11 protein-coding genes are annotated in these 14,250 nt (G+C 37.8%); 9 read left to right on the forward strand and 2 right to left on the reverse strand.

Annotated elements, in window-relative coordinates; translation table 11 throughout:
• Positions 1–29: 29 nt before the first annotated feature.
• From ACLHG9_RS10815 to ACLHG9_RS10845, 7 genes are all read left to right on the forward strand, one after another.
• Positions 30–1,007: a glycosyltransferase family 4 protein gene (locus ACLHG9_RS10815; protein WP_410221496.1), complete on the forward strand. Its 978-nt coding sequence runs from the start codon at positions 30–32 to the stop codon at positions 1,005–1,007.
• An 11-nt stretch (positions 1,008–1,018) separates the two neighbouring features.
• Positions 1,019–2,944 (forward strand): glycosyltransferase, encoded by a 1,926-nt coding sequence (locus tag ACLHG9_RS10820; protein WP_410221497.1) that lies wholly within the window; start codon positions 1,019–1,021, stop codon positions 2,942–2,944.
• Positions 2,934–3,560 (forward strand): D-glycero-alpha-D-manno-heptose-1,7-bisphosphate 7-phosphatase, encoded by a 627-nt coding sequence (locus tag ACLHG9_RS10825; protein ID WP_410221498.1) that lies wholly within the window; start codon positions 2,934–2,936, stop codon positions 3,558–3,560. Before ACLHG9_RS10820 ends, ACLHG9_RS10825 begins: the two co-directional genes overlap by 11 nt.
• Positions 3,523–5,010 (forward strand): D-glycero-beta-D-manno-heptose 1-phosphate adenylyltransferase, encoded by a 1,488-nt coding sequence (gene rfaE2, locus ACLHG9_RS10830; protein WP_410221499.1) that lies wholly within the window; start codon positions 3,523–3,525, stop codon positions 5,008–5,010. Before ACLHG9_RS10825 ends, rfaE2 begins: the two co-directional genes overlap by 38 nt.
• An 11-nt stretch (positions 5,011–5,021) precedes the next feature.
• The gene (locus tag ACLHG9_RS10835; RefSeq protein WP_410221500.1) at positions 5,022–6,092 is read left to right on the forward strand and encodes a glycosyltransferase family 9 protein; all 1,071 of its coding nucleotides are present in this window, start codon (positions 5,022–5,024) and stop codon (positions 6,090–6,092) included.
• A 239-nt stretch (positions 6,093–6,331) separates the two neighbouring features.
• A complete protein-coding gene (locus ACLHG9_RS10840; RefSeq protein WP_410221501.1) occupies positions 6,332–6,610 on the forward strand; it encodes a hypothetical protein in 279 nt (92 codons plus the stop codon).
• Positions 6,611–6,769: 159 nt separating this feature from the next.
• Complete coding sequence (locus ACLHG9_RS10845; protein ID WP_410221502.1) at positions 6,770–9,046, forward strand: glycosyltransferase family 4 protein; 2,277 nt, start codon at positions 6,770–6,772, stop codon at positions 9,044–9,046.
• A 49-nt stretch (positions 9,047–9,095) separates the two neighbouring features.
• Here the strand turns inward: ACLHG9_RS10845 and ACLHG9_RS10850 are convergent, their stop codons facing one another.
• Entirely contained in the window at positions 9,096–10,559 is a 1,464-nt protein-coding gene (locus ACLHG9_RS10850; RefSeq protein WP_410221503.1) for a glycoside hydrolase family 130 protein, read from the reverse strand.
• Between the two features lie 291 nt (positions 10,560–10,850).
• Between ACLHG9_RS10850 and ACLHG9_RS10855 the strand changes: the two genes are divergently transcribed.
• Together ACLHG9_RS10855 and ACLHG9_RS10860 are read left to right on the forward strand one after the other, a co-directional pair.
• Positions 10,851–11,753, forward strand: coding sequence for an SDR family oxidoreductase (locus tag ACLHG9_RS10855; RefSeq protein WP_410221504.1), 903 nt, complete (start codon positions 10,851–10,853; stop codon positions 11,751–11,753).
• A 107-nt stretch (positions 11,754–11,860) separates the two neighbouring features.
• On the forward strand, positions 11,861–12,487 hold the full coding sequence (locus ACLHG9_RS10860) for an MgtC/SapB family protein (protein ID WP_410221505.1): 627 nt from the start codon (positions 11,861–11,863) through the stop codon (positions 12,485–12,487).
• A gap of 2 nt (positions 12,488–12,489) precedes the next feature.
• Here the strand turns inward: ACLHG9_RS10860 and ACLHG9_RS10865 are convergent, their stop codons facing one another.
• Positions 12,490–14,226: a thiamine pyrophosphate-dependent enzyme gene (locus ACLHG9_RS10865; RefSeq protein ID WP_410221506.1), complete on the reverse strand. Its 1,737-nt coding sequence runs from the start codon at positions 14,224–14,226 to the stop codon at positions 12,490–12,492.
• Positions 14,227–14,250 lie beyond the last annotated feature (24 nt).

Genomic DNA, 14,250 nt, shown 5'->3' on the forward strand with positions numbered 1-14,250 from the left:
AAACAATGATACCTCAAACCAATCTTGATATGCCGTCGATTTTATATACATCCCAAAAAAGGATAAGGATTTTTACGTGGCATATACATGGCAGCTATCTGTTTTATTTATCGCAGGGAAACTATGATATTTTTATTCCTGTTAATGAGCAGAAAAGCGATAGGTATTGTGGCAGGGGCCATACGTTTCCTTTTGGAGCCAATGTAATAGAAGTTAATGCCGGCGAAGTAAAAAATCTCGATTTTGATGTTCTCCTGTTTCAGGCCGATGAGAACTATTTCATAGACCAATATGAGATTTTAACCGAAGAACAACGGGCATTACCTAAGATTTACTTAGAGCACGATCCACCTTGGGGGCATCCTACAAATGAGTTACATCCTGTAAAAGACCAAAATGTAACATTAGTTCATGTTACACATTTTAATAAGCTGATGTGGCAAGCACAGGTGCCTAACGTAAAAGTTATAGAACATGGTGTAATGCCCGCTACAGTAAATTACAGCGGCGAACTAGAAAGAGGTATTGTAGTAATCAACAATCTACCGCAAAGAGGTCGGTTATTAGGCTTTGATATTTTTGAGCAGGTACAAAAAGAGGTACCCATAGATTTAATAGGCATGGGTACAGCAGGTTTTGGTCTGGGAGAAGTGCTGCATCCACAGTTGCCTCAGTTCATGTCGCAATACAGGTTCTTTTTTAACCCTATAAGGTACACCAGTTTGGGGCTGGCGGTATGCGAAGCCATGACCATGGGCATGCCTGTGGTAGGTTTGGCCACTACAGAAATGCCCAACGTAATCAAGAACGGCTACAACGGTTATATACATACAGATGTTTCTTATCTGATAGATTGTATGCGTATGCTCCTTGAAAACAAAGCAAAAGCTGCTGAACTGGGTAACAATGCGGCAAAATCTGCACAGCAGCGCTTTAATATTAAAAGATTTACCCACAGCTGGGAGCAATTATTTTCAGAAGTTTTAACATATATGCAAGCCATTTAAAATCTACCTACATGAAAAACAAGATCGCATTTATAAGTGAACATGCTTCGCCTTTGGCCTCTTTAGGCGGAACGGATAGCGGAGGGCAGAACGTTTACGTTGCAGAATTAGCTAAGCAATTGGCACAAAAGGGATATGAAATAGATATTTTTACAAGAAGAGAAGATCCAGATGCCGAACAGATTACTCAGCTCTGTAAAGGTGTTAGAGTAATACTTATAGATGCCGGGCCTGCAGAAATTATTCCAAAAGAAGACATTTTTATTTATATGCCTCAATTTAGGGCGCAAATGGAAAGCTTTATTGAGCAGGAAAGCATTCAATACCAACTTATTCATGCTAATTTTTGGATGTCGGGCCTGGTAGCCATGCAACTAAAACAAAGAATGGGAATTCCTTTTGTGATTACTTTTCACGCCTTAGGCTACATCCGTAAGATATTCCAGAAAGAAAACGACAGGTTTCCTGATGAGCGGGTAGATATAGAAAAAGAGATTATCAAATACGCAGATGCTGTTATAGCTGAGTGTCCACAAGATAAAGAAGACCTGATCAAGCTATATGGAGCTGAAGAAGATAAAGTGCCTATCATAGCCTGTGGCTTTAATCCGGCAGATTTTTATCCAATTCACAAACAGACTGCAAGAGCCCTGCTCAATATTGGAGAAGATGAAAAAGTTATCCTGCAATTAGGTCGTATTGTGCCTCGAAAAGGTATAGATAACGTGATCAAAGCCTTATCTAAATTAGATTTGGTTAATAACGCTTATAAACTAATTGTAGTTGGAGGAGAAAATACAGAAAAACACAGTTATCAGGAAATAGACCGTTTAAAAGATTTAGTAAGGAGTTTAGGGCTTGAAAAGTACGTAAACTTTGTGGGCAGAAAACAGAGAGATCTTTTAAAATACTATTATAGCGCTGCCGATGTATTTGTAACCACGCCCTGGTATGAGCCTTTTGGCATTACACCTTTAGAAGCGATGTCTTGCGGCACACCGGTTATAGGCGCTAATGTTGGGGGTATCAAGTATTCTGTCTTAGATGGAAAAACAGGTTTTTTGGTGCCGCCCTCAGATCCATATGCCTTAGCCAACAAAATCAGGATACTGTTTGACCAGCCCGGGTTAGGCAGGAAAATGGGTGATTTTGCGCAGAAATACGTGAAGAAATTTAAATGGTGCCATATAGCCGATCAGGTAAGCCATCTTTATAAAAACGTACTGAGCGAAAAACTGAACGATGTAAATCCTTTAGAACCTTTAAAAGAAGCGTTTATAGAAGCTGCAGCTACTTTTGAAAATTCGGCAAAAGCCATAGCCAAAGACGTGTTTAATGCAGGAGCCCTAATGAGTAACGCTATTCTTTCGGGCAAAAAAATATTGGTTTGCGGCAATGGGGGCAGTGCGGCAGAAAGCCAGCACTTTACAGCCGAACTGGTAGGCCGTTTTGAGGTGAGCTACAGAAGAGGTTTACCCGCTCTTTCATTAAATGCAGATACATCTATCTTAACCGCTTGGGCCAATGATTTTGGTTATGATGATGTTTTTGCGAGGCAGGTAGAGGCTTACGGGCAAAGAGGAGACGTTTTATTCTGCTTAAGTACCAGCGGCCAATCTGATAATATTCTTAAAGCCATTAACATGGCAGAGCAAAAAGGATTAATTACCATTTGTCTCTTAGGCAAAGACGGTGGTATGGCAGCTAAACATTCGCAGCATAACATCATCGTACCTTCTCAGAGCACACAGCGAATACAGGAGCTCCACCTGCATATTGTACACCAGCTTTGTACCATAATAGAGCAAAATGTAGTTGCTGAAGAGGATTTGGAAAAACCTGTAAAACCCTTAAATCTTCCTTTTGCAAAAGTGCGTGTAAACGATCAGCTTACTTATCTGAATTCATACCAAAAATATAAAGGCTATGGAAGCTAATAAAGCTATTTTTCTGGATAAAGACGGAACCTTAATTCCGGATATTCCCTACAATGTAAACCCCGATCTTATTACGCTAAATAAAGGTGTATTGGAAGGGCTGGAAATACTGAATAAATTCGGTTACCTGTTTATCATTATCAGCAACCAGGCGGGAATTGCCAAGGGCTATTTCAAGGAAGAAGATCTCATTGGCGTAGAACAGAAAATAAAGCAGTTGCTTGATCAGAAAAGCATTCGTTTATCGGGTTTTTATTATTGCCCGCATTTAGAAACAGGCTCGGTTCCTCAGTATGCCATTCAATGTAATTGCAGAAAACCAAATCCCGAACTCATACTAAGGGCAAGCAAAGAGCATCATATAGATTTGAACAGATCGTGGATGATAGGAGATATTTTAGATGATGTAGAAGCCGGAAAAACGGCTGGTTGCCGATCTATATTGGTAGATAATGGCCATGAAAACGAATGGTGCGTAAACGGAAACCTTAATCGTGTACCCAATTGGATAGCGACCGATTTTTTAGAGGCCTCATTATATATTTCTCATCAGTATAACCCGTATAAGTTAAAAGAAAATGAACAAGGAACTTTTGAATATAGCCAGGAAATTTAGTAGAAAACGCATTTTACTCATAGGTGATTTTATGATTGATAAATACATTTATGGAAATTGCCAGAGAATAGCGCCCGAAGCCAGTGTACCCGTTATAGATGTAAACCAGAAACACAGTTGTTTAGGCGGTGCCGCCAATGTAGCTGCCAATTTGAACGCTTTAGGTGCGCAAGTAATGTTTTGTACAGTTATAGGCAAAGATGACGCCTCACTTGAAGCTAAACAATTGCTTAATGATTTAGGCATTGATGAAACCTATACTGTTATAGACCATGAAAGAAAAACTATAATTAAGACTAGAATATCTTCTGAAAGCCAGTTGATTGTTAGATTTGATGAAGGTACAGAAAGCCCGATTAATGCAGCTACAGAACAACGGATCATAGGACAGATTGAAAAGATTTTTCCATTTTGCGATGCCGTTTTAATATCAGATTATAACAAAGGCGTACTTACCGAAAAAATCATCAACAGTTTACATCAACTACAAAAAACGTATAGAAAAATACTGGCTGTAGATGCTAAATCTTATGAAAAATACCGCGTTCTAAAACCTCATTTCATTAAGCCTAATTATCAGGAAGCTTTAAAAATTACAGGTGAGCAATACGCATTAAATCGCATAGAACAGGTTAAAAGCTGGGGAGAAACTCTTGCCGCACAAACAGGGGCCGAGCATATTATATTAACTATGGATAAAGATGGCATAGCACATTTCAACAGTTCAACATTTGTTTCACATTATGAGGTGGAGAAAGTTATTGCCCCACAGGTAAGCGGTGCAGGCGATAGTTTTATTGCCGCTTTTTTATTAGCGGTACTGAGCAGGGCAAACATAAAAGATGCAGTTGAGCTTGCTGTACATGCAGCACATGCAGCTATACAAAAACGTGAAAAAACAGCTATTTGCGCTTTAGAAGATATTGAAGAGAAATTAATGAGCACTTCTAAATATTTATCGCTTTCGCAATTAAAGAAACTGATAGAAAGGCAGAAACAAGAAGGTAAACAGATCGTATTTACAAACGGATGTTTTGATATTCTTCATTGCGGACATGTAAAATATCTGGCCAAAGCAAAAGCGAAAGGAGATATACTTATTGTGGGCATTAATACAGATGAGAGTATTAAACGCTTAAAAGGTGCTTCAAGACCAATTAATAATCTGCATGAGCGAATAGAAGTACTTAATGGCTTAGCCAGTATAGATTATATTGTAACTTTTGGTAAAAAAGATGATGATACCCCTATAAAGCTTATCAAAGCGCTAAAGCCACATGTATTTGTAAAAGGTGGAGATTATACTTATAAGTATATGCCCGAGAAAGTGATCATTGATCAAATAGGATGCAGGTTAGAACTTATTCCGTTTATAGACAATAAATCTACGAGCGGTACCATTAAAAGAATACAGGATAACATGATTAAAACCCAAGTTTATGCATCTTAATGATGAGATCTGTGAAAAATATCTTGTGTTTTAGAGCCGATAACTTTGGTGATCTGCTGATGTCATCACCGGCAATCAGGGCCATTAAACAAACTTTTGATTGTAAGATAACTGTGCTAACCTCTTCTTTAGGCAGTAAGGTTGTTCAGCTGATCAGTGAAATAGACGATTGCATTATCTTTAACCTGCCTTGGGTAAAAATCAATGAAACAGGTAACCAGCAGGCGGTGTTTAATCTTATACAAACCATTAGCAGCCGCAACTTTGATAGTTGTATCATCTTTAATACCTTTAGCCAGAACCCTTTACCTGCAGCTTTAATCGCATGGTTATCAAAAATACCTCTGCGCATAGGATATTGCAGAGAAAACCCTTACGATCTGATCAATAAATGGCTGCCAGATAAAGAACCCTACCACGAAATACTACATCAGGTAGAACGAGACCTAAAGCTTGCCGAAAGCATAGGAGCTGTAATTACAAACAGAGCAATACAGATTACTATTCCCGAAAAAAGCATGGTGCAGGTTTCAAAACTGCTCAGCAGTGTGCCCCTATATGATAATGATTATTTGATTATACACATAGGCGTATCAGAAGAGAAGAGAAAATACCCTTTGGATAAATGGATAAAGACATGCCAGCAACTTATAGACCGCTATGATTATCCTTTGGTGTTTACTGGTGATCGTAAGGACAGTGCAGAAATTAAGCTGGTTACAGATAAATTAAAGGGCAAGGTCTATGACTTTTCAGGCCAATTGTCTTTACCCGAAACCGCTGCTTTAATTGAACGCTCCAAGCTACTGATTGCTGTAAATACCGGAGTTATACATTTAGCCGCAGCTGTACAGACCCCTGTTATTGTGCTATATGCGCAAACCAATCCGCAACATAAACCCTGGATGACAGCGTATAGGGCTTTAGAATATGCGGTTAAAGAAAACATTGCCAGTAAAAATGAGATTATACGCTGGATAAGAGAAAAGCTTTACAAAGAACAAAAAAAATACCCTTCGGCAGATGAGATATGTGAAGCATTTGCTGAGTTAAGTGAAGAACCCGTAAAATCCCCGAATTAAAAACGGGTTTATACGTATTAAAAAGGGTATAAATATGCGCATGTTTTGCACCATTATTGTTTTGATAAATTACTGTAATTAACTGATTTTTAACTAAAAACATAATATGTTGATCCCAATTATTATAGGAATCTTATTTGTTGTTATTATCGTGGTATTTTATTTCATGGTTAAGAACAGACATAACAAAGACCTATAAAACAGTATGCATTGTATTAACCTTATTAAATTAAATTTACATGAGCACTTCAAAACAAACACATGATCATGAGGTCATTAAAAAATGGGTAGAAGAGAGAAATGGTTTACCAGCAAAAATAAAAGGTACCGGAGATAAAGAAGGAGAGGGCATATTGCGAATATGCTTTCCGGGATTTAGCAGGCCCGATAAATTTGAAGAATTGGACTGGGACAGTTTCTTTAAGGAACTTGATAATAAAAAATTAGATTTCCTGTATCAGGAAGAAAAAGAGAATGGGGATACCAGCACTTTCCATAAGTTCATAGAAAGAGAATGATTCTTTAACAAGGCATTTAAATACTCCAAAAAGGAGACGATTTGAGCAGTTCTCAAAAAACAATGAGGTTTAACCGCTTGTTATTTTAATGCCAACTGGTTATAAATACTTTATCACTTAATTAATATGTAGTTTACTTTATTTTTTAGTTCTATCAATATGAAAATCGCGTACATTTCAACCTATCCGCCAAGAGAATGCGGTCTTGCCACTTTTAATCAGAATTTAATAAAAGCGATCAATGCCAATCTTAACAAAGAAAGTGTTCAGTCTACAATGGTTATTGCATTAAACTCAACAGATAATGAAAATGAATACGCTTACCCCGATGAAGTTAAACAGGTAATCAGACAAAACATTAAAGAGGATTATACTGCCGCTGCAGAGTTTATCAATAATAGCGATGCGGATATTTGTGTGCTACAACATGAATTTGGCATTTATGGTGGTGAAGAAGGCTTATATGTGCTGCCTTTTATCAACCAGGTTGAAAAACCTATGATTTCTATCCTGCATACCGTTTTAAGAGAACCATCATTTCTCCAGAGATCTATTATTAGAGAGATAGCCAACCGTTCTTCTAAAATAGTAGTAATGAGCCGGAAAGCCATACAATTTTTAGTGAATATCTATCAGATACCCAGAGAGAAAATACAGTTTATAGAACATGGTGTTCCTGATCTTGAAGCAAGAGAGCCCAAAGAAACGCAAAAAAAAATGGGCTTAGAAGGAAAACGCATTTTGCTTACTTTTGGTCTCATTAGTCGCAATAAAGGTTTAGAAACTGTAGTAAAAGCTTTGCCTTTAATTATAGAGCAGCATCCAGAAACCGTTTATGTAATATTAGGCAATACACACCCAGGCGTTTTAAAACAATCTGGAGAAGAATATAGAGATTACCTTAAAGAACTTGCTCAAGAATTAGGAGTAGCTGATCACTTGGTGTTCATGAACAGGTTTGTTGAAGAAGATGAATTGGTCGATTATCTTGCAGCGGCCGATTTATATATTACACCTTATTTAAATGAAGCACAAATTACCAGTGGAACCTTATCTTATGCTGTGGGTGCCGGAGCGGCGGTGCTTTCTACACCATATTGGCATGCACAGGAATTGTTAAGCGATGATCGTGGATATTTATTTAATTTTAAAGATCATAAGAACCTTGCACTTATTGTGAACGAGTTATTGTCTGATCAGGAAGAGCTGCAATCATTTAAAACCAGAGCTTATGAATACGGTTTACATTTGCGCTGGCCAAAAATAGGACAGTCTTATATTGATGTTATCCATAAAGCTGTAAAGCATCCTGATTATAGTGATAAGATTTTACGTCAAATCATAGACCCGGGCTTAATGCCTAAATTTAGCTTAGATTATGTGATGCATCTTACCGATGATACCGGTATTTTTCAACACGCCAAGTTTGGCATTCCTAATCGTAAAGAAGGCTATTGTTTAGATGATAATTCAAGAGCTCTGTTAATGGCTTTAATGGCATACCAAGAAACCGGAAGCCAAGAAGCCTTGCGCTTAATGCCCATTTATCTCAGTTACATACATGATATGCAATTGGAAAACGGTGATTTCAGAAACTTCTTAAGTTTTAGCAGAGCATATCTGGATGAGCATGGTTCTGAAGATTCATTTGGTCGTACCATATGGGCCCTGGGCTATCTCATCTATGCTGCACCTAACAGGTCTTTTGTAGAATTTGGGCGTGAACTTTTCTTCAACTCCATACCGCATTTTAAAAAACTTAAACACTTAAGAGGCACAGTTAATGTACTAATTGGTTTAAGTTACTATTTAAAAGTGCATCCTTATGATGAAACCGTAAGAGGAGAGTTGGATATATTAACCGCACGCCTTGTGAATGCCTACAGGAACAACAGTACTGAAGGCTGGAACTGGTTCGAAACGCAAATGACTTATGATAATGGCTTGTTTCCACTGGCCTTGTTGCATGTAGCCGAAATAACTGAAAGTACAGAAGCAAAAGAGATTGCTTTGGAAAGCCTTAAACATATTGAAAAAGTTACCTGGCATGGTAATATTGTAAATCCTGTTGGTAACAATGGCTGGTACAGCAAAAATGACAAGGCCATGCCTTTGTATGATCAGCAAGCCATTGAGCTTATGGCCATGGTTTTAATGTACAGTCAGGCCTATGTAGTAACTAAGGAAAGTAGTTATATCAAAAAAATGTTCTCTTGCTATATGTGGTTTATGGGCGAAAACTCATTGCGCATTCCATTATATGATAACGAAACGAAAGGTTGTGCTGATGGTTTACATGATGCGGGCATAAATCGTAATCAAGGAGCAGAAAGCACATTGGCTTACCTTATTGCACATTTAGTGGTATTACATGCTCTTAAATTTGACCATGAACCACACCCCGATCAAAGAAAAAAAGTATTGCTTTTAAGGTAAAGCAATACTTTTTAATTTTTATATTAAATATTAATAAATCAATGTATTATCAAGGACATTTTTTAAGTTGTTCTAAAAGACTTTCAAGGTTTACCGTTGCAAAAGAAGAGGCATAGTCAGATAAACCATAAGGAATAATCAACTCGCCATTATTGATGATACTACCACATGAGTAAACTACGTTCGGTACATAACCTTCTCTTTCATCGGGATTAGGAATGAGCAAAGGCTCTGTTAATCTTCCGATTTCTATAGTAGGATCATTTAGATCCAATAGCGTAGCGCTCAAACAATACCTACGCATAGGGCCAACCGCGTGGGTAATAATCAGCCAGCCTTCACTGGTTTCTATAGGTGCCCCACAATTACCTATTTGTACAAATTCCCAGCTATATTTAGGCTCCTGTAATTTAATAGGATTTTCCCAGACATTGATTTTATCTGAGTACATGATGTAATTATTTATCCCATCAATACGCGATAACATGGCATATTTGCCGTTTATCTTACGTGGAAAAAGAGCAAGGTTTTTATTTTGTGCTCCTGCACCAAACAACGGACCAATGGTGAAATCATAAAAATCTTTGGTTTTTAAAAGCTTAGGTATAATGATGTGGCCGTCGTAAGCGGTATAAGTTGCATAATAAGTTACAGAACCATCATCTGAAATAAACTTGGTAAAACGAGCATCCTCAATACCTTTACGTTCAAATTCTGAAATAGGAAAAATAACCCGGTCAGAAATATCCGTGTCTAAAGAGAATACAATCTCATAGTACGAATCAGAAAGCCAGAGTACCTTTTCAAATTCTTTATCTTTAGCCGGATCGGGTTCAAGATCCTGTGTTTGTGCTATTACTTGTTTAAGTGTTAGGTAATCAAACTGATCTTCAAGTTTAAGATCAAGCTCCTTAAGTACATCTTCATTGATGAGAGAGATCAGCCCCTTTTCTAAAAAAAGTTTCTTGTTATAAGTGGCATTCCTTATAATTTCAGCTTCGTCAATATAATTACCCGATGGGATTACACTGATATTGTTGTATCGGTCTATCATTGCCCTTCTAAATACAATAGAAGAAATATGCCCTTCTCCAACCGCTCTAAAGCTAATAATCAACCTTTTTTCACCTTCTTCCAGTTCGCTTTGGTCGGGATCTTCAATAATGGAAGGATTAAAAAATGCAGCTGATTCTATTGAATATTCATGCGTAAAATAAGAACCGATCAGCAATTTACGGTGCTCTTCCAGCTTCTTATAATTAATCTTCATACTGTCAAACAAGGGCTTAAGCTTTTTGCAATGTTTAAGCAGTACTTTGGTAATGTTACGATGCCGCTTTGAATATTCCTGCAGCAAAGGAGAAATAATACTAAATACCTGTTGAGGACTTAAAGTCATGATTTTATTGATCACATCTTTGCCTCTTTCTTCACCGTTAAAAAAAAATCTTGCAATAACCCTCTTCGGATCCGGATACACTTTAACATGTTTACGTTCAATAGGGAGTCTCATGTTTTTTGTTTAAAAATAAGCTTAAAAGAACAATAATTGTTGTCTGGTGCGCTTTCAAAAATTGAAGCACTTTTCTGTTATTTAACAAATGTTAGAGGAATTATGTTTGCGCTTAGTTAAATAGGTATGCGTTGTGCTGAACTTGTTTCAGTATTTAATACAGATTCAGGAAGAGGCTGTACCGATATTTGGGAAAGTTCGGGATAATGTTATTCAAATGAACTGAATAACGCATAATTACCAAACTTTTTTATAAGAAAGTATGTTCATAAATATAAAAAGGAGAAGAAGATGGAAAGGCAAAAGAAACAAAAACCACCTGTAGAACCAGACACCAAATATCCGGTACCACCATTTCCAAAACAGGAGCAAGAACCCCCAGGTAATGAGGGCCCCATGCAACCCCAAGCAGATCACGGTGAAAAAAGCTATCAGGGTAATGGTAAACTCAAAGGCAAGAAAGCAATCATTACAGGAGGAGATTCGGGCATAGGAAAAGCCATAGCTATTGCTTTTGCAAGAGAGGGCGCTGATGTGCTGATCAGTTACTTAAGTGATACCGAAACTGTTGACGCAGAGGATTCTGCTCATTACGTAGAACTTGCCGGACAAAAAGCCGTATTGGTTAAAGGCGATATTAGAAATGAAGAACACTGTAAAAAAATTGTTGAACAAGCTGTAAAAGAATTTGGTAGGATCGACATTCTCGTAAATAATGCGGCTTTCCAAATGGGACGTGAAACTTTAGCCGATATTACTGCCGATGAGTGGATCAAGACTTTTGAAACCAACATGCATGCAATGTTTTACCTCTGTAAAGCAGCAGAACCGCATATGAAAAAAGGAAGTTCTATCATCAACACCACTTCGGTAAACGCTTATAATCCTTCAGAGATTTTATTGCCTTATGCGGCTACTAAGGGGGCTATTCAGAATTTTACAGCCAATTTAAGCCAGATTTTACTTACGGCAGGAAAAGGCATTAGGGTTAATGCAGTAGCGCCAGGCCCTATATGGACCCCGCTTATCCCTTCAACCATGCCCAAAGTTGAAACGTTTGGAAAAGATACGCCTATGGGTAGACCAGGACAACCTGTAGAAGTTGCACCTGCTTATGTGTTTTTGGCTTCAGATGATGCAAGTTATATATCGGGTGCTACAATTCCTGTAACAGGCGGACGGATTACAATTTAACTACTTACCATACAGATTAAAGATGATTATTCTCTTCTATTTATTATCTTTCATAAGATTTTGAATGTTATATAAAATTACTGATTGATAATGAAATAGTTATGCATATGGATAATGAAATAATTATACGTTTTATATTGGCCGCATTATGGGGCGGTATAGTTGGCGTAGAAAGAGAATATCGGAGTAAATCTGCCGGTTTCAGGACCATGATCATGATTTCAATTGGTTCCTGTTTTTTTACTTTTGTTTCAGCAGAACTCGGTGGCCCTAATCCAGATCGTATAGCAGCCAATGTGGTTACAGGTATAGGTTTTTTGGGCGCCGGTGTAATTTTTCATGGCGATAATAGAGTAAATGGAATTACTACCGCTGCTACCATTTGGGCAGTTTCTGCTGTTGGCATGGGAATAGGGGGAGGCTATTATTTTGCGGCCGCCTGTGCTTCTTTTTTCATATTGGTCATATTGGTAATCTTGCCTTTTATAGAAAGTAGAATTGACCAAATGCATAAATCTGTTATTTATACAATAAGCTATAATAGGGGAAATTATTCTGCAGAAGAGTTAGAAGCAATTCTTAATAAATGTGGTTTGAAATTTAAAACTACAAAAAAAGAGAAAGATGAAGACATACGTATTGCTTCTTGGCAGGTGCAAGGCAACGCCAAGAAGCATGAAGTGTTTATAGATGAAGTAAACCAGGAAAATAAAATACTAGTATTCAGCTATTGATTTTAGAATAAATCTTTTAAATGCTTGTAGTTTGACTTTACTGTTTCAAAAACTTCGTCCATATGTCCTCCTAATAACAATTTACTCATGCTCTTGGTCATCCCCCAGATTTGTTCTCCGGTAATATGAGGAGGCATGGCTAAGGCATTAGGATTAGTATATATATTCAAGAGATATGGTCCGTCATAATTAAAAGCTTGCTGTAGTGTACGTTCTAATTGTTCAGGCAAGGTCACTTCAGCTGCTTTTATATCCATTGCTTCGGCTATTTTTACAAAATCCGGGTTATGCATATCTGTTTCGTTATCAGGTAAACCTGCTACTTCCATTTCTAATTTTACCATTCCTAAAGCCCTATTGTTAAACACCACAATTTTTACGGGAATATTATATTGTTTAATAGTAGCCAGATCACCTAATAACATGGATAAGCCACCGTCGCCACAAAAAGCAATTACCTGTCTTTCAGGATGTGCCAGTTTAGCCCCAATAGCCATTGGCATTGCATTGGCCATGCTACCATGATTAAATGAGCCTAAGAGATAACGTGTTCCGGTTTGTTCAATATAACGGGCACCCCATACTGCGCTCATGCCGGTGTCTAAGGTAAAAATTGCATTATCGCTTGCCAATTGATTGATAAGAGAGGCTACATATTCTGGTTGAAGTTTCTTTTCTACGCCTTTGTCTTCTACATAAGCATGTAATCGCTCAACCACTTTTTCGTGGAATTTGATCATAGCATCTAAAAATGAAGAATCTGTTTTGGTATGCAGTAGTGGTAAAAGTGCTTTAATAGTATCTTTGATATTGCCCTTGAGGCCCAAAGTTAGTTTAGCTCTGCGCCCTAAACGTTCTTCAGCTGTATCAATTTGTATAATTTTGTTATCCGTAGGCATAAAGGCATCATAAGGCATATCTGTTCCAAGTAGTACAAGAACATCGGCCTCGTGCATGGCCTTGTAACAACTTGGTGTGCCCAATAAACCTGTCATGCCTACATCATAAGGATTGTTATATTGTACATGCATTTTTCCTCTGAAACTGTAACCTACTGGAGCTTTAAGGATCTGAGCCAGCTCAAGAACCTCATGGTAAGCATTTTTACAACCTATACCACAATATAGCATTACTTTCTTACCTTCATTTAAAAGGTTTGCCAATTGGTTCAGTTCACTTTCTGAAGGTTGGATAACAGGGTTACATCTAAAGATTTGAGCAGAAGTGGGTATCTCAACTGCTTCCATTTCTGCTACGTCTCCCGGAAAACCGATTACGCTTACGCTATGTTTAGATAAGGCATGTTGTATAGCTGTTTGAAAGATGCGAGGTGCTTGTTCTGCACTGGTAATTAACTGGTTGTAATCACTGCAATCGTCAAAAAGCTTAAAGGTATTGGTACCTTGAAAGTAATCTACCCCCATTTGATTGGTAGGTATGGTAGAAGCAATAGCTATAACCGGCACGTGAGAACGATGCGCATCATAAAGTCCGTTAATAAGATGTACATGGCCTGGTCCGCAACTGCCGGCACAGCAAGCTATCCCATCCAATTCGGCCTCAGCCGCTGCCGCATAAGCACCAACTTCTTCATGCCTTACATGTATCCATTTAATGCGGCCATCTTTTCTGATGGAGTCATTGAGATAGTTCAAACTATCGCCAGCAACAGCATAAATTCTTTTTATGCCGGCATTAACAAGCATTTCTACCAGTTGTTCTGCTACTATTTTTGCCATATATTGTTGTATTTGAGTTTAATA

This window comes from Pedobacter sp., assembly GCF_046462515.1.
Classification (GTDB): domain Bacteria; phylum Bacteroidota; class Bacteroidia; order Sphingobacteriales; family Sphingobacteriaceae; genus Pedobacter.